Source organism: Leptospira sp. GIMC2001 (assembly GCF_028462125.1).
Taxonomy (GTDB): Bacteria; Spirochaetota; Leptospiria; order Leptospirales; family Leptospiraceae.
Map to the genome: position 1 here is coordinate 2,931,839 of NZ_CP115468.1, position 21,565 is coordinate 2,953,403.

At 36.6% G+C, this 21,565-nt stretch carries 21 protein-coding genes; 11 read left to right on the plus strand and 10 right to left on the minus strand.

Annotated elements, in window-relative coordinates; genetic code table 11:
* Nucleotides 1–23: 23 nt before the first annotated feature.
* Nucleotides 24–614 (minus strand): hypothetical protein, encoded by a 591-nt coding sequence (locus O4O04_RS15005; RefSeq protein WP_272532598.1) that lies wholly within the window; start codon nucleotides 612–614, stop codon nucleotides 24–26.
* A 151-nt stretch (nucleotides 615–765) separates the two neighbouring features.
* The gene (locus O4O04_RS15010; RefSeq protein ID WP_272532599.1) at nucleotides 766–1,788 is read right to left on the minus strand and encodes a zinc-dependent alcohol dehydrogenase; all 1,023 of its coding nucleotides are present in this window, start codon (nucleotides 1,786–1,788) and stop codon (nucleotides 766–768) included.
* 203 nt (nucleotides 1,789–1,991) lie between these two features.
* Here O4O04_RS15010 and O4O04_RS15015 point away from each other — a divergent pair, with 203 nt between their 5' ends.
* Nucleotides 1,992–2,561: a TetR/AcrR family transcriptional regulator gene (locus O4O04_RS15015; RefSeq protein WP_272532601.1), complete on the plus strand. Its 570-nt coding sequence runs from the start codon at nucleotides 1,992–1,994 to the stop codon at nucleotides 2,559–2,561.
* 58 nt (nucleotides 2,562–2,619) lie between these two features.
* Here O4O04_RS15015 and O4O04_RS15020 read toward each other — a convergent pair whose 3' ends face one another.
* On the minus strand, nucleotides 2,620–3,210 hold the full coding sequence (locus O4O04_RS15020) for a hypothetical protein (RefSeq protein ID WP_272532602.1): 591 nt from the start codon (nucleotides 3,208–3,210) through the stop codon (nucleotides 2,620–2,622).
* A 121-nt stretch (nucleotides 3,211–3,331) separates the two neighbouring features.
* Between O4O04_RS15020 and O4O04_RS15025 the strand changes: the two genes are divergently transcribed.
* Both O4O04_RS15025 and O4O04_RS15030 read left to right on the plus strand, forming a co-directional pair.
* On the plus strand, nucleotides 3,332–3,688 hold the full coding sequence (locus O4O04_RS15025; protein WP_272532603.1) for an ArsR/SmtB family transcription factor: 357 nt from the start codon (nucleotides 3,332–3,334) through the stop codon (nucleotides 3,686–3,688).
* A gap of 243 nt (nucleotides 3,689–3,931) precedes the next feature.
* Complete coding sequence (locus tag O4O04_RS15030) at nucleotides 3,932–5,131, plus strand: FecR family protein (protein ID WP_272532604.1); 1,200 nt, start codon at nucleotides 3,932–3,934, stop codon at nucleotides 5,129–5,131.
* Between the two features lie 145 nt (nucleotides 5,132–5,276).
* Here the strand turns inward: O4O04_RS15030 and O4O04_RS15035 are convergent, their stop codons facing one another.
* Together O4O04_RS15035 and O4O04_RS15040 are read right to left on the minus strand one after the other, a co-directional pair.
* Nucleotides 5,277–6,059, minus strand: coding sequence for a PrsW family glutamic-type intramembrane protease (locus O4O04_RS15035; protein WP_272532605.1), 783 nt, complete (start codon nucleotides 6,057–6,059; stop codon nucleotides 5,277–5,279).
* Nucleotides 6,056–7,816, minus strand: coding sequence for an energy transducer TonB (locus O4O04_RS15040; protein WP_272532606.1), 1,761 nt, complete (start codon nucleotides 7,814–7,816; stop codon nucleotides 6,056–6,058). The genes O4O04_RS15035 and O4O04_RS15040 overlap by 4 nt, the downstream gene beginning before the upstream one ends.
* A 14-nt stretch (nucleotides 7,817–7,830) precedes the next feature.
* Here O4O04_RS15040 and O4O04_RS15045 point away from each other — a divergent pair, with 14 nt between their 5' ends.
* Genes O4O04_RS15045 through O4O04_RS15055 form a run of 3 tightly spaced genes read left to right on the plus strand, consistent with a single transcriptional unit; the run spans nucleotide 7,831 to nucleotide 10,084 of the window.
* Nucleotides 7,831–9,228 (plus strand): glycine--tRNA ligase, encoded by a 1,398-nt coding sequence (locus O4O04_RS15045; protein ID WP_272532607.1) that lies wholly within the window; start codon nucleotides 7,831–7,833, stop codon nucleotides 9,226–9,228.
* 45 nt (nucleotides 9,229–9,273) lie between these two features.
* Nucleotides 9,274–9,753, plus strand: coding sequence for a GNAT family N-acetyltransferase (locus O4O04_RS15050; RefSeq protein WP_272532608.1), 480 nt, complete (start codon nucleotides 9,274–9,276; stop codon nucleotides 9,751–9,753).
* Nucleotides 9,754–9,805: 52 nt separating this feature from the next.
* Nucleotides 9,806–10,084, plus strand: a complete 279-nt coding sequence (locus tag O4O04_RS15055) for a hypothetical protein (RefSeq protein ID WP_272532609.1) — start codon at nucleotides 9,806–9,808, stop codon at nucleotides 10,082–10,084.
* A 241-nt stretch (nucleotides 10,085–10,325) separates the two neighbouring features.
* Here the strand turns inward: O4O04_RS15055 and O4O04_RS15060 are convergent, their stop codons facing one another.
* A complete protein-coding gene (locus O4O04_RS15060; protein WP_272532610.1) occupies nucleotides 10,326–12,320 on the minus strand; it encodes a helicase in 1,995 nt (664 codons plus the stop codon).
* Between the two features lie 94 nt (nucleotides 12,321–12,414).
* Between O4O04_RS15060 and O4O04_RS15065 the strand changes: the two genes are divergently transcribed.
* From O4O04_RS15065 to O4O04_RS15085, 5 genes are read left to right on the plus strand one after another with little or no spacing between them, the layout of a single operon-like run.
* A complete protein-coding gene (locus O4O04_RS15065; RefSeq protein WP_272532612.1) occupies nucleotides 12,415–13,698 on the plus strand; it encodes an ABC1 kinase family protein in 1,284 nt (427 codons plus the stop codon).
* A 14-nt stretch (nucleotides 13,699–13,712) separates the two neighbouring features.
* Nucleotides 13,713–13,988: a FeoA family protein gene (locus O4O04_RS15070; protein WP_272532613.1), complete on the plus strand. Its 276-nt coding sequence runs from the start codon at nucleotides 13,713–13,715 to the stop codon at nucleotides 13,986–13,988.
* The gene (gene feoB, locus O4O04_RS15075) at nucleotides 13,972–16,089 is read left to right on the plus strand and encodes a ferrous iron transport protein B (protein ID WP_272532614.1); all 2,118 of its coding nucleotides are present in this window, start codon (nucleotides 13,972–13,974) and stop codon (nucleotides 16,087–16,089) included. The genes O4O04_RS15070 and feoB overlap by 17 nt, the downstream gene beginning before the upstream one ends.
* Before the next feature lie 14 nt (nucleotides 16,090–16,103).
* Nucleotides 16,104–17,129, plus strand: a complete 1,026-nt coding sequence (locus tag O4O04_RS15080; RefSeq protein ID WP_272532615.1) for an N-acetylneuraminate synthase family protein — start codon at nucleotides 16,104–16,106, stop codon at nucleotides 17,127–17,129.
* Nucleotides 17,056–18,291: a M23 family metallopeptidase gene (locus tag O4O04_RS15085; protein WP_272532616.1), complete on the plus strand. Its 1,236-nt coding sequence runs from the start codon at nucleotides 17,056–17,058 to the stop codon at nucleotides 18,289–18,291. The genes O4O04_RS15080 and O4O04_RS15085 overlap by 74 nt, the downstream gene beginning before the upstream one ends.
* Nucleotides 18,292–18,296: 5 nt before the next feature.
* Here the strand turns inward: O4O04_RS15085 and O4O04_RS15090 are convergent, their stop codons facing one another.
* From O4O04_RS15090 to hisB, 4 genes are all read right to left on the minus strand, one after another.
* A complete protein-coding gene (locus tag O4O04_RS15090) occupies nucleotides 18,297–19,523 on the minus strand; it encodes a vitamin K epoxide reductase/DsbA family protein (RefSeq protein ID WP_272532617.1) in 1,227 nt (408 codons plus the stop codon).
* A gap of 63 nt (nucleotides 19,524–19,586) precedes the next feature.
* Nucleotides 19,587–20,318, minus strand: coding sequence for a 1-(5-phosphoribosyl)-5-[(5-phosphoribosylamino)methylideneamino]imidazole-4-carboxamide isomerase (gene hisA / locus O4O04_RS15095; protein ID WP_272532618.1), 732 nt, complete (start codon nucleotides 20,316–20,318; stop codon nucleotides 19,587–19,589).
* Between the two features lie 3 nt (nucleotides 20,319–20,321).
* Entirely contained in the window at nucleotides 20,322–20,951 is a 630-nt protein-coding gene (gene hisH / locus O4O04_RS15100) for an imidazole glycerol phosphate synthase subunit HisH (protein ID WP_272532619.1), read from the minus strand.
* Entirely contained in the window at nucleotides 20,948–21,529 is a 582-nt protein-coding gene (hisB, locus tag O4O04_RS15105; RefSeq protein WP_272532620.1) for an imidazoleglycerol-phosphate dehydratase HisB, read from the minus strand. The genes hisH and hisB overlap by 4 nt, the downstream gene beginning before the upstream one ends.
* Between the last annotated feature and the right edge of the window lie 36 nt (nucleotides 21,530–21,565).

The window sequence follows — 21,565 nt, forward strand, 5'->3', positions numbered from 1 at the left end:
CTACATACAAATTACCAAGCTTATCAAATTATAACTGGTGTCTCGTAGATTTCAAATTCTTGAAATGAATTTTTATTCGCAAACTCCTTAGCGGAATCTAAACTAGTTAATAAGAATATTCCACCGATATTTGATTCGATTTGAATCGTATATATACGAAGAATAGAATAGGAACCCATATTAAATTCTTTTTCTATTTTTTCAATATTTGTATCTCTTTGTTCCATTCCTGAAATTAAATTAGGAGATAATTTATTTACAAATAACGCACAAATCGTATTATTTGCCAATAGATCATTTGCCTTCAAATTTTCCCGATCATACCGACTTATTATTTTATAATATCCTACTTTACCTTCATACCCTCTAGTTTCTTTGACTTTTTGAAACCAATCAGGGTTAAACCAGTTCTTTGCGGACGATAAATTCGACCATTCATAGATACCACCAAAATATCGACCGTCATCTCTTGAGATATATTGATAGTATTTTGATTCTAAGCCTTCAATATTTTTATATTCTGGAATAGATTTCGTATACCCATTTCTCAACAAAAATGGAAAGTAAAACCACTTAGCTTTTACATTAGTAATTGTTATGTATTTTGTATTCATTTGCTTTTTTTCCTTTTTATTTTGTTCATCAGCATTTATATTTAAGTTAATATTCAATATTAATAATATTATGAATACTGAGAATATTTTCGTAAATCGATTTGGGATTTTATTTATGGATTTTTGAATCATAATTGTTAAATTGAAAAGTTTAATTTCGGATGACGAGTTTGATCGAAGGTTCAAGCCATGCATCTTTTGCATCAGTAAAAGATGCAATCGATGTGACAATTTTCCCTGGAGTAAATTGGCCTGATTCAATCGAGGGAAGAAGCTTTCGCATAGATTCGATGGAATCAACGCGACCGAGATGCATTTCGACTCCAAAATTATACAGCTCCAAATAGGGAATGGAAATTTTGTTCGACCAGAACAGTGACCCCGATGAAAAGATTCCATTCTTTTCGATGCTTCTCATGGCAAATGACCAACCCTCTTCCGTATTGCTTGCTTCACAAACAATGTCGAAACGACCCTCAGATTTTGGAAAAGCATCTGAATATATGGATGGAATTCCAAGTGATTCTGCGAGATCAACTCGCTTGCGATCGGTATCCCAATACAAAATTTCACCGGAATACATTTGATGTGCAAGAAGAGCAGTATACAATCCTATACTGGACGCAAGTCCACCGACAACCAATATTTTTCCATTAGGCTTACGATCAAAAAATCGACCAGCTAACTTCCATGCTTCGGATATATTATCACTTAAACTTGCAATTGAAATTGGATCTAAATTTTGAGAAATAGGAAGAACCATTTGAGTTGCATAGGGAATTTTGACTTTTTCGGAAATTGCTCCACCAAATTCATGCGCTCCAGGTGGCATACCGAAATCTGCTACAAATTTATTTGTTTTACAATTCTTAGATTGGTGATCAACGCAACTTGGACAGATCCCACAGGACACTTGAAAGCTAACAGCCACAGATGATCCGATGATAAATTGATCCTGGATATCTTCTGAGACCTCGACTACACGACCAATAAACTCGTGACCTATGGGAAAATTCGGTCGAAACAATGTCGCTCCTTGAATTATAGGTAAATCCAAATCGCATCTTGCAATTGCGATTGGTTCAACAATCATTTGATTCTTTCCAGATATGGATGGCTCATCGATATCCACCCATTCCAATAAATTCTTCTTCTTGTAATATAAAGTCTTCATAAATCTCCTCACTAAATAGAAATTCCAAAAAATTCCTTATCTAGTCTTAAACAAAAATAGACAAGTCTGTCTATTCGCAATGGAATTACAATAAAATATCTTAACGAAAAAAGCAAGAAAAAAATAGACAGAACAGTCCATTTTTTAAAAAATGTGAATAGATCAGAATTTTGATTAAGAAATCAATTTAAAATAGATACATTATGAACGATAAGCCAAAAGAAAGAATCCTTGAAACCTCCCAGAGATTATTCTATATTCAAGGTTATGATGCAACTGGGATCAATCAAATCTTAGAAGAATCGGGCACTCACAAGAATAGTTTGTATAAATATTTCCCGAGTAAAAAAGATTTAGGAATCGCATATTTGGAATCGCAAAAAATATCTATCCTTGATTTTGTAAAAAAATTGTCCCAACAGAATCCGAATTTAAAAGATTTTATTCGAACTTGGATTAATATGATACTCAGACAGACAAGATCTGATCAATTCATGGGATGCCCCTTTGCTAATTTCAGTTCTCAAACTCTATCAGATAGAGAAAGTTTTCATGCAGTCTTAAAATCAGCATTGAATGATTGGATACAAATTATTGGGAAGTATTTTGAAGATTGCAAGAAAGATAGACAATTGCCAGAAAGTATGGATCCTTACGATCTTGCTACTCAACTAATTTCTATTTATGAAGGAAATGTTCAAATGTATCTTATCTCTCATGACAAAAACTATATCAAACGGATTGAGACTGATTTCCTCGCTAGGATAACTTAAAATCCCCAATCCGTTTGCCGTTGTATATGAATATATGCTTATATATTAATATTTATTTTTACTGAGCTCGTTTAGGAAAGCAGCAGATTTTATTTAGAATTTCTGGAAACCAAAAATCGTTAGCTTCATTGCTTCGAAATGAGGGAAGGATCAAAGCTAGATGAGTTATTGCAATCACAATTGCACCTGGTAATAAATTTGTTGCGATAAAATAAACAATTCCCGATTGAATCACAATAGGAGAACTAGTCAATGACCAAGCCGAAAAATCTTTACTCACAACGTAAAAGGATAATGCAATTGTGTGGAGAGTTATTAGAATGCAATGAACCAAATATTCCATGGGTTCAAGTCCTCCCAGATTCTTTCGCGCATTCCTCTCTTCCCATATATCAATAAATTGAACGATAAGATCAGCTATAACAAGACCAAAAATTATTATAAATGCTATTCCACGGATATCATAGAGATAAAGGCCGAATATCATTATGGGAAATAGCAATGCGCGAACTGTATGTAATTTGTGTTCATATAAACTCTGCTCGAATGCATACAATCTGTATTTCCAGAGATGGAAATATACCCCGTCTACAAATGCGAGCATCGAGTAGGCTCCTATAAAAATTGAAGAAATTTCTAGATTATTCATATTCACTCCCTTTGAGAAAACTTTGTTCCCAATATATGTATATGTGCACCTATATGCATATATTGTCAATATTAAAATAAAAAAAGATGACTAGTTTTTTTTAGGATAAAGGCTGGTCTGGATGACGAAAAAATCAGCTATAAAGCTTTCAAAGGAAGAACTTAAGGAAAAGACACTAGCTAGCCTAAGCCAAGTCTTAGATGCGAAATTCTTAACGGCTTTATCTGAACCAAGTCGAGTTGATCTATTGAAGCAGGTTATTAGAATGGAGCGGGCTGATATATCTCAATTGAGTGAGAAATCTAGCCTAGATCGATCGGTAATTTCTCGTCACCTGAACATATTGTTCGAAGCGGGAATTCTTGGACGGATCAAGGAAGGTCGTCAAATGTTCTACTTCCTCAATCCAACTGAGGCGATTCGCAAGCTGCGTTTGATACTCGAAAATATGGAAGAAATCATTCGATCATGCTGCTGAGTCTCATTAACGGCACATGCTTACAAACAATAACTATTTGTATTTAAGTGCAATATTTCATTTTTTTAGATTATTTTTCTGTTTTTTTGGAAATATTAAATAATCTAGCTGTTACATAAATTAGTGATTGCTAATAGTCAACAAATCAAATAGCCTATCATTTACAAAAAACTGAATGTATACATAAAGCTCAATAGGTAGAATTATTTATTTAGCGAGATTTTAGAATTAAGGAACCAATCAATGCAGAAATTTAAATCGAAAAGAAATAATTCACAAAAACATGGATTTATATTTGTATTAACAACTCTCTCAATTTTAATATTTTTTGTTCATTGTAAACCCAGTGAATGGTTTGGAGCGAGATCTGAGTCCAATCCAGGAATAGTCGTGATTTTTACAAATGGAGAAGTGGAAATTATTCGGACACATGCTGAGAAAACGGAAAGTATATCACCAAAACAAGGCATGGTACTTTTTGCGAATGACCAGATCAAGACAGGTTCCGGATCAATTGATCTACAAAGTCCGCAAGGAAATTTATTACGAATCAAAGCTTATACCAATCTAAAACTAGAATCTTTGGGAGCAGCAAATTCTGGACAAACTACCGTCAATATCAGTTGGGGAGAATTATTAGTAAAAACCAAAAAATTGAAATCAAACGATGATTTTCAAGTAAAAACTCCAACCGCTGTTGCGGGAGTTAGAGGAACTACGTTTAGCGTCGAACTAGAAAAAGATAAAATCCCGAAAATAAAAGTTTTTGAAGGATCCGTTGCTATATCTTTTCGAATGGATGAACTCAAAGAAATTCAAAAAGATCCATTAGAAAAAGAAAGCTATGAGAAATTAATATCATTGCTTGAATCGAAGGAAGTGATTCTTGGAGCAACAGAAGAGTCTCAGATCAATCCGACCTTTCACGAAATTTTTCATCTAATCAATTATAAAAAAGATGGTGAGCTTCCTAGTATAGAGAAAATCGATAAGTTAGTGACTGATAGCGACAACTTGTTACAGAAATCAAATTTTGAAATTACTCCGCAGAAACAGGCGGAAGTCGAGACCTTAGTTCCAACCAGAGAAGAATTAATAACCGAATCAATTGCAAATCAAGAAATAAAAGACGAATCAAAATCCGAAGAAATAGAAAACAAAATTGCTGCCAATCATAAAGAAGAAATGGAAAATGCAATTGGGAATATTGAAACCAGAGCGAATGAAAAGAAACTTGAATCTGAGAAAGACATTCAGAACTACTACAGTATATTAGAAATAGTAAATATGTCTAACGGTGAGAAATTATCGGGTGCAATTATTACTCAGATCGGCGATACAATCATTCTGCATTCAACCAAAGGAACAACTCGACTCGAGCTATCAGATATCGAATTTGTTGAATACAAAAGTTTTAAACTACAGACTAAAACTAAAAAATAAAACTTTAGTGATTAGTTAATATTCGAATTTGTTCATTGAAAATCGTTACTTTAGAGAATGTTACTTTAGAGAATCGTTGAGCATGAAAATTGCTCAACACATTTATCGAGGGTCTTACGTTTATTAGATTCAGAAATTTCAGAACCTAAATCGGATTAAGTTTCTTATCAAGAACATAGACTCGGTAGTCTCGCACAACCCAGACCCAGATCCCAATAAACATTGCAGTTGCAATCCATGCTCCTAAATTTGAAGCAGGAATAAGAAAGAAGTCCACTACGCCGTGTTGCATAACAGCAAGGAAAAAAGCAAAGCCTACAAGCCCGCGTCTGCTAGAAATACTTGGAATGGAATTTGACTTTAACAAAAACAATGCGAAGCATAGATTGATTAGCATATGAATATTGGAAGAATGGATTGTTCGTCCGATATAGGTTTCAAATCTCTTTTCTGGAACTTCACTAAATATATAGTATGAATTTTCTATAAAAGCAAAACCAAGTGCTGTAAATCCTGCCGCCGGAACAATTCCTTTATTCCAAGTTTTATCTGGATTTCTCAAAAGAAAAAAACCAATCAACAGAATAAAACTAATCTTGAATGCTTCTTCAACCATTCCAGCTTGAATAAATGCTAGATGTATAGTCTGAGTAAGAAGAGATTTTGGTTTTTTGGCTTTGATTTCTACTTGTGGCCATATGATAGGATTTACTTCTAAGATGAGATAGGTCGAAAGAATTCCTGCAAGAAAACATAAAGCAGAGACCATCAAAACTCGTAAAAATGAAATTTGCTTTGTTGTATTTTGATCTATTGATAAACTATTTCCAAAACTTTTTGGATAAGTTGCAATTAGTACATATGCCCAGGGCAATATGGAAAAGAATCCCCAAACTAAAGCGGTTATTGTTAGATCTTCAAATTTCATTCGATCTCCTCCATGTATCGTCCATCGAAATGAGTAACCATTTCTTTTTGAAGTGGAGTTGGCATAGCATCTGGATCTAATGTTCCATTCCAAAAAAGCTCGGTTACACGAATATCATTTCCGTTTTTGGATGGAGGCGACATCAAGGGTGATAGTCCTTCAATTAGTTCAATTGTAAGTAAATCTTGATCTGGATATTCCGAACCTTCGACAATTTCTACATCCTCCACATAACCATCGCTAGTGATAGTATATGCAACAACGGACGAATACGGTTTAGGAGCTCTTCTCCAATAGTCTAGATAACTTTCTGGTCCACGCATCTTCGCTGAAATATAATTAGAATATGTAGCTGGAACTTTCTTTCCTTTGATTTTTTTTACATAACCTTTAACGGGTCCATTGTCGGATACTTTCTCATCAGAGATTTTCTCACCTTGCTCTTGGTTCGGCGTTTCGGTTCCCGTTATCACACCACCGTTCAAGTCTTCCACTGAATCTGGAATATTCGGATCAATAAAATAGAATTCAAGATTTTCCGGTTGAAAGTGTTTTGCCTGGTCTTTCTTCGAATCTGATGGCTTCTGCCTCTGCAATGTAAAAGGTATTATTACAAGGATCACAAGAAAGATTAAATGAACCAAAAGAGATATGGGTAGATGATTCATAAATCCAATACGAAGTGAATTTCTCTGAGGCTCCCTATCAAATCTCAAATTTTGAAAATACTGGATTAGTAGAAATTTAGAGAAAACATAAATCGCAATCACGAGACTAGCGAATATAATTATATACTTATAGCTGCTTGCTTTGAGAAAAAATTCTTTATCTGGAATTCCAGGCTTGAGTCCCCATGATGCAAGGAATTGAATTCCAAGTATGGGGCTTTCTTTTGCAAAATACGCAACTCCAAAAATAAATATGGAAATAAGAAAAATGAATAATAAAGGAAAACCTTTCCAGAAATCGCCAGCATAGATATGTCCCCAACCTGGTAAAAAATAATCACGCAATCGTGCTGATTTATAAACTTCTTTAGTCAGTTCCGGACTGGGCTTATCAAGATTATGAACTTTTGCGAGGAATACTCTTCGCTTATAAAAACCAACTGACAGTCTTCTAAACAAGGTCGTGAGTACAGCAAATGGTCTTCCCCCGGAAAACCAAGAATGCACCATGCCTAAAGAAAGAATGTAGACTGCAAGCAATTCCTTCTCTCTTCCCATGGGTGCAAAAATATTGGTAAAGAATAATCCTTTTTCATAGATTGTAGATAACATAGATAATACGGAAGCAATAAGCCAAACTAGTAGAACCCAGCTGATTCGAGTCATTTTGTTCTGCTTCAATCGAATCCGAGTTTTTAAAGATGAGCGTTTAATCTCAAACAATGAGTAAGAGTAATTGATTAGTAGAAAAAGCAAACCAACAAGATAAGCAAAACCTATCCAAGATTCTGAACCAGACTCTACATCGCCAAAGATTCGCGTCTCCCAACTCATTCCTAGCAATGAAGAAAGTTCCAAACCATAAAATAGAATAAATATAAAAATATGCAAAACTATCAAAGTAAAACTTTGAGATCGTAATTTCTGATCTTTTCCAAAAATTACCCATACGCCGAGCGGAAAAAAAATTCCCAGATGGAGAAAAGGGCTCATCCAAAGTAAGATACTTACTGCTCGTTTCATAATGCCATCATCTGCTACGGGAAGTGTATTCCAAGAAAATTCTTTTCCTTTTCGGAGAATCTTCAAATCATGACAGTCGTATGGCCAAGGAAAACATTAAAGAAGATTCTTCACTCAAACAAATCGTATCCCTCGCAAAACGTCGTGGTTTTGTATTTGGAGGCTCAGAAATCTACGGAGGTCTTTCGAACACTTTTGATTACGGACCCCAAGGAATCGAAATTTTATTAAACCTCAAGAAACTATGGTGGCAGTATTTTGTTCACAAACGAGACGATGTTCTTGGCTTAGATTCGTCTATTTTGCTTCACCCAAAAGTTTGGGAGGCATCTGGTCACGTTTCCAATTTCAATGATCCATTGATGGATTGCAAAAGCTGCAGAAGTCGCTTCAGGGTTGATAAATTCTTAGAAGATAAGAAAGGGGAAAATTTCTGTGTAGGAAAATCTTTAGATGAGATGACACAGATCATTTTAGAAGAGAATTATAAATGTCCAAACTGTGGTTCGGAAAAAACTTTTACCCCAGCCCGCCAATTCAATCTTATGTTCAAGACTTCTCATGGTGCGTCTGAAGAAGATGCAACCGAAATCTATCTGAGACCAGAAACTGCACAGGGAATTTTTATTAACTTTAAAAATGTATCTCAGATTTCTCGCAGGAAAATTCCATTTGGAATCGCTCAGATAGGAAAGTCTTTTCGAAATGAAATCATGGCTCGTCAATTTATTTTCAGAACTCGCGAGTTCGAACAGATGGAGATGGAGTTTTTCTGTGAGCCTGGCACCCAAGGGAAATGGTTCAGCCATTGGGTTGATTATTGTATGACATGGCTTATCAATGTTGTTGGCCTAAAGCCGGATAGCATTCGAATCCGTGACCATGATCCAGAAGAACTCTCGCATTACAGTGACAAGACGTCAGATATTGAATTCAAATACCCATTCGGTTGGGGAGAGCTTTGGGGCATTGCTTCAAGAACCGATTTCGATCTTACACAACACGAGAAATTCTCTGGAGAAGATTTGAAATATATTGATCAAGAAAATAAAAAGAAGTTCCTTCCATATGTGGTTGAGCCTGCACTCGGACTGAATCGACTTTTTCTTGCAGTTCTTGCTGATGCCTATGAAGAAGAAAAATTAGAAGATGGTGATATTCGAACAGTGTTACATCTTCATCCAAAAGTTGCACCTGTCAAAATAGGGATTTTCCCACTTATGAAGAAAGATGGACTAGCGGAAAAGGCCAAAGAAATATATGACTCTCTTTCAGAACATTGGTATTGTGAATACGATGAAGGTGGCGCAATAGGCAAGCGATACAGAAGGCAAGATGAAATCGGAACTCCATTCTGTATAACAATTGATTATAACACAATGGAAGACAATACAGTGACGGTTCGAGAAAGAGATACAATGAATCAAGACAGGATTCCAGTAACTTCTCTCAAATCTTATTTTATTGAGAAATTGTAAACTGAGTCTGAATAACCAACTCAGTTAAATGGACAAATTGAATCTATGCCTATAGTTGACCTTAGCGCGGAGGATCGAGAAGAAGCGATTGAATTGGTTGGTCAGTTTTTTCGCAAGATCAACTCTCTCGATCTGGACGGTCTGTTCCAGATTCGACCAAGAGCTGCAACCAAATTTGTAGACATTTACTTGAAGTTAGCTGGAACAGATAAGGTTGTTTTTCGTGGATTCCGAACAGAGGATTCCGAATTGGTCTCGCTAATTATAGCTCGAGTAGAAGATAAACCTTTTCTAGTTGAAGAAAAAACTCTCTATATTGATATTGCGGTCACAAAGAATGGCCGAAAAAAAAATGGATATATGAGTTTGCTAATAGACTCAGTCTCAGATTGGGCCAAATCAAATGGTATTCAATCTCTGGAACTTAGAGCTATTGCAGCCAATCAAGAAGCAATGGATTATTGGCGTTCTAAAGGGTTTCAAGAATTCTATGTTCGATTTCGAAAAAAATTGATAAATGAATAATTGAATAAAAAAATGTTTTCTTTTTCATTATTACCCCTTCACATGGTTGTATATGGAATGGGAAAAGGTATTAAGAGACGCTGTTCAAGGGAATTCAATTAAGGAACTCCATCTCAGAAAAGTTCCTACACTGAAGACTTGTGATGATTGGAACAAGGTAACAGAATTAGGAATGGTTGATCACAAGACCAAATATGCCTACTATAAAGGTGGCTTAGTCAAATACGGAGATCGACTTTTCTTCGTCAGTGAAGAAAGACTCGAAGCTGTCTCCAACTTCCGCAAATGGAATTTTAAGACCAAGATCAAAATCACAGATATTGATAAATAAGCTGATTCTGAAACAGACTTCCATTTCTTGGAAGTCTATCCTTCCAAATATTTAAAATACAACCAAAATTTCTTGAACTGTCCCCTAATGGACTGATCAACTCAATTGCCCTTGAGAATAGAGGAATACCTATAATTTCTAATATGCTGATTGGTTAAAGAATTAGAACAGGATGGGATGGGATGGGATGGGTTGGGTTGGGTTGGGTGGACGAACGGGGCTTAAGCCCCTCCCTCTCTGACTATCGATTCAGTCGTATAATAAGGTTTAGACGCTCAGCAATTGCGATCACTTCCATGACTCTGGTTTTATCAATGATAATACCGGTCGGAGAGATTTCTTCAATCACAAACTTTTTGCCCTTTATCTGACCCATTAGCAATTCCATCACGTTTGGATCTTTGGTTCTAACTAAAACAGAATCCTCGGTGATGGTGACTATTGGAAGATTAGATCCCCAATCTTCGAGTAAGAACAATAAGTTCTGTGCGAGTTCACCCTTATTGCTTTCTCTTAGAAAATGAATAAATTCTTTTGGATTGTAACCAAGTAAAATCCCTGATTGGAAAGAATCCTTGGTGAGAATGAAAGTATAAACACGATCATAATCCTTCAACTCTGCAAATGCCTTCATTAAGTTGATTCCATAGATCGAAACTCGATCAGGGAATGCAATAATCGACATATCAGGATTGATAGTAATTCCGCCCTTCTCTGTTGCTTGTGACAATTCATCTTGGTTGAAATAGAACTTGCCAAGATCCGCAAGCGACAATTGACGATTTGGATATTCGACTTCAATCAATCCAAAAAGATGAAGATAGAAAATTGCAGATTGAATCTCTTTTCGAAGATCAGCAAGATCTTCTTCGAAAGTTTTGATTCGAAAGCCTGGAGCAAAAATCAAATGCTCTCGAATGATATTAGAGAAAATCACATGAACATTGATCGAACCATAATTCATGATCAATTTAACACATTTATCTAATATAGGCTTATCATAAAATGGCACTTCTGTAGATAAGAAAACTTCTGGAGGATTCAGTCGTCTGGATCTCGCTTCATTCACTTCGTGAATGATATTGCGCATCAATTCGAATATATCACGAGTCTGGAACTCATCAATATCACCTGTGAGAACAACATTCTCACCTTTGATATCCACCAAATTCATAAGTCGCAATATAGGAAGAATCAATTCAATCTGATAAACTTGGCTCTTCTCAGGAAATATATCAATATCAGGATTTAGTAATTCAGTTTCCGTTCTCTTGTGATCAGCTTGTTTGATCTTTCCAGATTTCGCAAGATTTAGACCTTTTCTAGAAATGTACGAAATCAACTTCTTAGAGTTAAGATAAAAATCTAGTTGATTGGTCGCCCTCTTCTCAGTTCTCTGCTTGGTACCTTTCTTAATTGGTGGAAGCAATGGATTGGTCTGAATATATTCCAAAATTTCTTTTGGAATGATCGCTACTCGAATAAATTTATCTTCAACAAAGTAAACATCTCGTATCAAATGCAAATTCGTTAAGTGCGGAATGCTCACTTCAAATTTGCCACGATTCGTTATGATATAATTGCGAAGAACATCCATTTCGATAACGCCACCATGGATGTAAATCTTATGCAAAACATCTCGTTGGAATTCATCCAATGAGTCTAGAGTCTTTTGGATTCCTTCATTGGAGATTGCATTTTTGAGAAAATGTGAATCTGCTTTCTTTACAGATTGAGCTTCCAACCAGTCGTGGTGGAAATACGATAATTCAACTTTGGCAAGTTCTTTCTCTATGGAATACTTGAACTTTTCACCCTTTGCATTCTGATCGCTCTTTACAATTCCCGCAATTTCTTCGTAGAAATGGTATTTATCTAAATTGTTGGTGAGTCTCTCACGATTCTTCCTCTGGTAAACCATGAAGTATTTACGCAGAAGATTTAGCTCCATCTCAACATTGATGGGTGGAATATTCACTTTTCGTGATATCTCACCAAGAGTCATAACGTTCTTATTCTTAAGAATATGCGTAATGATTGTAACTTGTAAGCTTGAAAATTTTTCTAAGACCCATTTCAGATAAAATTCATCAGTAAAACTGCTAATTAAATATTGTATTGCGGTCTTTTTATCTTTGACTGGAAACTTAGGTAGGTTCCATAATTGAGCGGTCTTCTTAAGCTCGGTCATATCGAGCTTTTCTAGCTCTTGATAGAGAACAGTTTCTTTGGACATTGCGATCGTTACGCTTCATTTTAAACGAAGGGGTCTCAAGTAAACCAAAATAAAAATGGTTTTCCCATTTTCTTTATCTCGAAAAAATGTATCTATGTCAGGATTCTTTAGCAGCGGTCTTCGAATCATTCACTCTGGAGCTATCTTTTCCACTAAGTTGGGTGGATTAGCATTTGAAATCTTATCAGGTAATCCTCCCCTCAGATCTGTTGCTTTGAAACTTCGCGAAGCCTTCGAAGATCTAGGAGCAACATATATAAAACTAGGGCAATTCATAGCCTCGGCACCTTCTATTTTTCCAACAGAATTCGTAGATGAGATGCAGAAATGTCTCGATCAAGTAAAACCTGTTTCGATTCACGATATTCGTCGGATCATCATTAAGGAATTAGGTGAAGACGTACATTCTGTATTCCACAGCTTCAATGAAGTTCCCATCGCGTCTGCATCGATTGCCCAAGTGCACGGAGCCATTACCAAAGAAGGATTGGATGTCGTAGTCAAAATCCAAAGACCTGGAATCGAAGACCTTCTCGAAACTGATATGAATCTTATCTTGGTTCTAACTTGGATACTTGAGAAATTTGCTCCTAAATTCAAAAGCTCTGGACTCACAGGAATGGTTGAAGAATTCAGAAAATCAATTTTAGAGGAAACGGATTTTATCCGAGAAGCAGCTAACATAGAAGAGTTCGAAAATTATTTGCTTAAAGTGGGCGAGAACCGAGCTGTTGTTCCAAGAGTTTATCATGCCTATAGCTCGAAAAGAGTTCTAACTATGGAGCGATTCTATGGATCACCGATCACTGATGAAGTCGGGCTCAGATCCTTCACAAAAGATCCAAAAAAAGTTTTAGAAACCGCTCTCGAAGTTTGGTTTTCCTCTCTTGCGCAGTCTGGATTCTTTCATGCAGATGTTCATGCAGGGAATCTTCTCATTCTAAAAGATGGCAAGATTGGTTTTATAGATTTTGGAATTGTGGGACGTATATCACCGAAAGTATGGGAAGGTCTGATGATGTTCATGCAAGGAATGAGTTTTGGAGAAGCCAATCTCGTTGCTGACGGATTGATTCTTATGGACTCGACTGAAGCCAAGATCGACAAACAGAAATTAGTTAAAGATTTAAATTCTGTATTTACAGAAATGTTTTCAATTATGGAAAAGCTTCAATCCGGAAATGTTGCCGCCATCGATGACCATCAGTTGAATAGAATCATGTTTGATATAAAAGAAATTACAGAGACCAATGGATTGAAAATTCCCAGAGAGTTCGGTCTACTCATCAAGCAGATTTTGTATTTTGATCGCTATGTTCAGAGTCTTGCACCAGAGATCAATATCATCCGAGATCAGAAAAAATACATCAGCAAATGAAGAAAACTCTGAATTTGTCAAAAACTAATACAAACATAACCTCTGAAAAAATTATAAAGCTTAGTGATCTGCCAATTGGCAATATGGGAATCATCCTAACCATTGACGATCAGGAAATGGACAAGAACCTACTTCGAGACTGTTGGGATCAAGGATTACTTCCTGGTAGTTCGATAGCCGTTCTTGAAGTGTATGAATCACAAAAAAAAATGGTTATACAGATCAATAGTTCAATCATACTTGCTATGCCCATCGCTATATCGGAAAAAATAAATGTCAACCATTCATGAAAATGACTTTAAATACTTACTAGTTGGCAACCCAAATTGTGGCAAATCCACTCTATTCAATCGTCTAACGGGACTTAGGCAAAAGACTGGTAATTTTCACGGTGTAACCGTTGAGAAGAAAACTGGCTTTGTAGACACCGTCTATGGAGAAAAAGAACTCTGGGATCTTCCTGGATCTTATAGCTTAGAAGGCAATAGCGAAGATCGAAAACTCACTTCCGATATCATTCTATCCAGAAAACAAAATGACAAAATCATTTTTGTAATGGATTCCGTTCAATTGGAACGGAGCTTTCAATTCCTGATTTCTATAATAGATACAGGTGCACCAATTCTTGTTGTGCTAACAATGAAAGATATCCTCCACCGAAGAAAAATCAATATCGATATAGAAAAATTATCCAAAATTACAGGCTTAGAATTTATCCTGATCAACGCAAAAACTGGAGAAAATTGTAACGCATTAAAAGATAAAATCAATAATCCGGATAATTTTAAAATGGGAAATAGAATTTGGAAATTTCCTGCGAAAGAAGAGAAAATCTATCAAAAAATTATTCAATCTGTTAACTCCGATTCCAATCGACTTGTAGAGTTTGCTATTTTGCAAACTTTAAAATATGAAAATAATCCAAATCAATCTGAGTATCTAAAGAGATTTTCTAACCTATTCAATCCGGCAACTAAGGAATTGATTGTAGAAGAATCCAAGCAAGGTATTTTTTCTGAGCAAGAAGAACTCGTATCCAAATCCATTTATATCAAGAAATTAGTAACTTCTTCAGTTACCCATCTGTCGGATCAAAATCAATTATCAATTGATCGAGCTGATAAAGTTTTACTTCACCCCTATTTTGGAGTCGGAATATTCCTTGCAATCATGGCTTTGGTTTTCCAATTTCTTTTCACTTGGGCTGAGTATCCGATGGATTGGATAGAATCAGGTATTGGAATCTTGCAAGAAGGAAGTAAGGGCTTACTTCCTCAGGGACCACTTTCTTCATTGTTCGTTGATGGAATATTAGGTGGAGTGGGAAGCGTCCTTGTATTTATACCACAGATAAGTTTATTATTCTTTTTTATAGGAATCATGGAAGAGTCAGGTTATATGGCAAGGGTTTCTTTTGTCATGGATCGCTTTATGGGCAAATTTGGTCTGTCAGGAAAAAGTTTTATTCCACTGCTATCGTCTGCAGCTTGTGCAGTTCCCGCAATTATGGGAACTAGAACTATCGAAAACAAATCTGATCGCATGACAACTATTATGATATCACCTTTGGTTATGTGTTCTGCACGATATCCAGTGTATATTTTGGTTGTCGGGGCAGTCTTTACATCTGAAAGATTGTTTGGCATATTCAATCTTCAAGGATTTGTCCTATTTCTTATGTTCTTCCTTGGCCTACTCACTTCTCTCATATTCGGATTGATTTTCAAGCGCACCTTATTTCGAGAATCAGCATCCTATTTCCTAATGGAATTGCCGAGCTATAAGATGCCTTCGATGCTAAGTATTGCACAAAATGTTTTGGTCAAGATCAAAGCTTTCCTCAAGAATGCAGGACAGATCATTCTTTATATTTCTATTCTACTCTGGTTTATATCTTACTATCCAATTGATGATGTACAAATCCAAGCTGATTCAGAAACGCCTATATCAACTGAGATTGAAAATGCTTCTGGCATCAAAACTTCTTATGCTGCAAAAATTGGTAAAGTGATTGAACCTGTAATTGAACCACTTGGTTATGATTGGAAAATCGGAATCGCATTGATCACATCTTTTGCTGCGAGAGAGGTGATGGTTTCAACACTTGCTGTACTCTACGAGATCGAAGATGCCGACGAAGAAAATCCGAATCTCAGAGAAGCTATGCTAAATGACCGCAACGAAAAAGGGGAACCTCTATGGACACCACTCACTGGAATGAGTATCTTGGTGTTCTTCGCATTTGCGAGCCAATGCATGTCGACTCTTGCTGTTGTGAGAAAAGAAACAAACTCTTATTTCTGGCCCAGTTTCCAATTTGCTTATATGACTATACTTGCTTATGTTTCTGCATTTTTAGTATACCAAATCGGTAGTGTTTTAGGTTTTTAGCCGATAAATTAAGTATGTTCCAAGAATGTATAGAGCTTACTGAAGATTTAATTATATCTCGTGAAGATCCTCCCTTTCTAATTGCAGAAATTGGGTTAAACCACAATAACGATTTGGAAATTGGCAAACGAACCATTGAAGCTGCCGCAAAAGCTGGAGCACAGGCTGTCAAATTTCAAACCTACAATACTCAGAACTTCATTGATTCAACACAGGATCGTGCAAAATTTCTATTTGATATTTTTAAAAAATACGAATTGAACGAAAAATTCCATCGTGAATTTCAAAAAACGGCAAATGATAATGGACTGATTTTTTTCTCAACTCCTCTGGATTCTGAATCAGTGGATCTGCTTGTGAATTTGGAAGTTCCGGCTCTCAAAATAGCATCCGGTGATATCGTAAACTCAGAACTATTAGAAAAAGTAGCTTCAAGCAAATTACCAATCTTTCTTTCCACAGGTGCATCCAATCTATCTGAAGTAATTCGAGCTTTGGAATTTCTAAAAGATAGAGATGTAGAAAGCCTATGCCTAATGCATTGTGTATCACTCTATCCTGCTCCTTCCGAATCCTTAAATCTCAATACATTACAGATTTATAAAGATCTAACGGATGGACCACTTGGATTTTCTGATCATAGTGCCGGTTTCTTAGGTGCAAGCATTGCAGTTTCGATGGATGCAACTGTGATAGAAAAACATTTCACCTTAGACAAAAAAGCAGATGGCCCTGATCATTCAATATCAGCTGATCCAAAAGACCTCAAGGATCTATCAGACAATATCAAACTTGCCTATAGTATGAAAGGCAAGAAGAGTAAAATCCTTCATCCAAAGGAAGCAGAAAGTTATTTCTTTGGAAGAAGATCTCTCTATACAGACGCCAATGGAATTGTGCGCGCTATGCGCCCGAACCTCCATTTAGAAGATAACAATATTGGAGATTCTTGGGATTATACATTTATTGAAGAAGATAAACGAAAAAATTCAAAACATTCAGGGCAAATTCTTCCGTTTAGAAGAGGAGATTTTGAATAATCGAGTGATTTTAGTTAGGGCAATTATTTTTTTCATTGCTCTAACGTTTATTATTCTTCCAGTCTCCTCAGAAACTAAGTTGTCCACACTAAGTGATTCAAATTCTGATACCAAAAAATCCATAGAAGCAAACACGGAAGACGATCCAACTTCAGGATTTTTTGATTTCGGTAGACATACAAGAATTCCCTTCCACTATTCCGTCTCATCTGGATCTCTGGGTAACTACCAAGTTCGAAATCTTTTTGATTCCAATATAAAAACTTCTTGGATGTCAGATAAAAATTCCGAACCTGAGTGGATCCTAGTTGATTTTTCCGAGAAAAGGCTAATGGATTCTGTGGAAGTTCATTTTCCAAGTTGGGGATTCTTTCGAAAAATTGGTGGCTACCAGATTCAAGTCAATGTCTGGGGCAAATGGCAAACGCTAGTAGAAAATCCCAATCCCAAAAGATACAATAAGCATAAGTTCCCGGGGATTGATGCTTCGATGATTCGAGTTTTTTTTCCAGATGTTGATGATAGTCCAGTAGTTGTATCCGATTTCAAAATATATTTAGAAAATTCTCTATTGAATGGAATTGATCCAAGATTAGGTGGATTCCTCTTTCCGGTTGACTCAGGGATACTTCCAAACAATGACTATTCTCTTCCAGGCGCACCCCGTGCATATCGCAATGGCTTTCACAAAGGTGTTGATATAAGGACGATCCGATCTGGTTTATTCACTGATGAGAAACCGCTTGATAAGAATACGGATATTTTGAATTGTGCGGATGGCATTGTTTTGCGAGCCGACTGGGATTATATTCCTATGATTCCAGCAGATTTTGAAAAGCAGAAATTACTCACAAGCAAACATCCTGTTACTTTTGTGGATCGGGATTTTGGCGGTAGACAAGTCTGGATCGATCATGGGAATGGAATTCTAACAGCTTACAATCATTTGTCGAGCATTGATCCCAATGTCCAAGTTGGCAAAGCAATAAAAAAAGGAATCCGTATAGGCAAAGCAGGAAATTCAGGACTAAAGGGAGAGGCGGACAAAACGAACGAAGGAATCCACCTCCACCTTGAGATATGGGTGGATGGTGAATATCTCGGTAAAGGACTAAGCGCGAAGCAATCCCGAAAGGTTATGGAATACCTGTTTCGAGATTGAATCGTTTATGCCTTTTTTACCAGATGACTCAATAACGCCTTTAGAAAATTTACATCTGGTGTTCCAGCTTCAATAGCTTTGTCATTAATAAAGATTGAAGGAGTTGACTGGATGTTGACCTTTTCTGCTTGATCGATTTCCTTTTGCAATTGTTGTTGAACGGACTGCGAACTCATACACGATCTAAACTTGTTCATATCCAATCCAGACTTGGACGCTACATTGCTCACAGTCGCAGCCGTATGCATCACACCATTTTCTGTATCTGAATAGAGTCCGTTGTAGACTTCTCGGAATTTGCCTTGTTTCTCACCACACAATGAAGCGGTTGCCGCAACGCAAGAAGATGCACCGGGTGCAGCTCTTCCTACCAAACGATTGCAATTAGAATCCAATGGAAAATTCATATAGACAACTTTTATCATTCCATCGTATTCAACTAACATCTGATTGAGTATATGACTAGCATGCATGCAATGACCACAATTAAAATCTGCAAATTTAACGATTGTGATAGGAGCAGACTTATCGCCAACCATTGCAGAACCTTCGGTCACGAGTCCAAGGTTCTTTCCAGATTCAAACTTGGCAATTTTGGAACCATAAGAACTAGATTCCGAAACAGAACCAACTTTACCTGAATCATTGGCAGAAGCTTTGCCTGCAACAAGACCTAATGAGAAAAAAGCCAGAAAAGCAATTGCATAATTCATAAAGTTTTTCTTTAAAGAGATAACAAAATTAGATTCGCCAGAGGTATCGATTTGTTTTTTTATAAATAGAATCAAGGCAAGAAGTGCTATTGTTACAGCATAGGTCATAAGACACATCGAACAAACTGTTCCGATCGCTAAAGTTGAAATCAGAAAAAGGATAATATCTATTCCAATACCGAGCAAGATAAAAGGAAAAAGTAAACTAACAACGGAACTCACTTCCTCTGTTGATTTGGCTGTTCCTAACTTGAAAAAACCAAACGCCAAACTTCCATAATATGCAAAACCTAGAAGAGCTACAGGAACATCACCCAATATCGGAAGACTTCTAAGTGCCGAATATTTACTCTCTGCCACTTGCTTGCAGGAGCCTGGCTCACCTACAATACCGCACAATCCTTGACCCACTTCCCCTGCTGTTCCATAGTATTCCAAAATCAAAAAAAATGATAAAAATACACCGAGAGCGGCGATTCCTAACCCAATAAATCCCAACTTACTTAGATTTCTATCCATTGAATGCTATACCTCTTTATCTACTATGAGTCTCCGTAGAAATTCTACGGCAAATACAAAAGTTTATGTTTTCTTACAAAAGTCTACTGCTGCGCGAAGATCAATTTTACCTTCGTAAATTGCCTTACCTGTGATTGCTCCGTACATTTCACCTGAGCCGATCTTCGATAAAACTTCTAGATCTTCAATGGATGATACACCACCAGATGCAATCAATTGAAAAGGATATTTGGAAAGTATCCATTCATAGGAATAAAAATTCGGACCTTGCAAGGTTCCATCCAAGGAAATATCTGTAAATATAACATGCCGAACACCTTGGATATGAATTCTTTCCATAAAATCTTCGAATCGCAAGCCAACGTCTTTTTCCCAACCTTGGGTTTTCACAAAGCCATCTTTGGCATCAACTCCGACGACAATTCTGTCAACTCCATAAAGCACTAGAGCATCATCCACTAACTTAGGATCTATGACCGCAGATGTTCCCAGTATAAATCTATCGATTCCTAAATTGTCATAGAATTTGAGAGTGTCGAGATTCCTGATTCCACCACCTAACTCTAATTTAACTTTGGAATTTTCTTGGATTTTTCGAATCGCTGTTTCATTGCCAGGCTTTCCTAATTTTGCCCCGTCCAAATCCACCAAATGAATTAGTTCTGCGCCTTGGCTGGTAAAATCTGCCACAAGGTTCCAAGGTGCATCAGAATAAATTGTCTTTTTCTGATAATCGCCTTGATAGAGACGAACTGCTTGGTTCTCCAATAAATCTATTGCAGGAATGACGATCATAATTTATAACCCCACGAAATTCTCGAGAATCTTCAATCCAAGTTGATCGGACTTCTCTGGATGAAATTGTGTTCCATAGACATTTCCCTTCTCGACAACTGCCGGAAACGATTCTCCATAGTAATTACAAAAAGCACTGACTTCTTTTCTCTCTGCGCCTATTGGACGATACGAATGGATAAAATACATAAAGGATCCGTCTTCAACATTCTTAAGAAGTTTTGTTGTTTTCTGATTTGTATTTCTAAGTCGGTTCCAGCCCATATGAGGTACTTTCATATTTTTCTTTTCTCTAAATCTTCTGATCTGCCCTGTAACCAAGCCCAAACCTTTGACAAGATTTCCTGGTTGCTTCATATCCTCATCAGAATCTTGGAACAATATCTGAAAACCAATACATATTCCGAGTAAAGGTTTACCAGCGGCAACCTGTTCCTGTATAATACTTGTTAAACCTTGATCATTTAGATTGGACATAGCTTTGGCAAATGCACCATCACCAGGCAAGACAAGTTTATCTGCTTTCTTTATGATATCATGATCACGAGTATATATTACATCTTTTGAATATAAAGATATTGCTTTGAGACAAGAATGGATATTACCCATTCCAAAATCAAGAACTGCAATCACTCAAGAACGCCTTTGGTTGAAGGAATCTCACCGATTGCATCGGGGTCTAAGCTCAATGCCATTCGAAGCGCCTTACCTAAGCCCTTAAAAATAGATTCGTGGATATGATGGCGGTTCTCTCCATAATGCACTACAACATGAAGATTCATCTTTGCATTGAGGGCAAATTTTTGCAGAAATTCTAAGCTCAGTTCAGCATCATATATTCCAAATTTACCAATTAATTCTGGTCCCGTATATTTGAAATAGAACCTTCCCCCTAAATCAACTGCAACTGTTGTCAAAACTTCATCCATTGGAATCGTAAAATGTCCGTATCTACGAATTCCAGCTTTATCACCCAATTGCTTGTGAAGAGTTGTCCCCAGTAAAATTGCAGTGTCCTCGACGCTATGGTGACAATCTATACCAAGATCTCCTCTAAGCCAGACGTCAAGATCCATCATACCATGCTTCGCAATATGCGAGAGCATATGATCAAAAAATGGAATTTCGGTATCAAATTTATATATGCCTTTACCACGAGGATTGAGGGAAAGCCGAATATCTGTCTCTTGTGTTTTGCGAGATTCTACCATTTAAAAGTAGTGTCTTCTAAATGGGCTTCCTTGTCA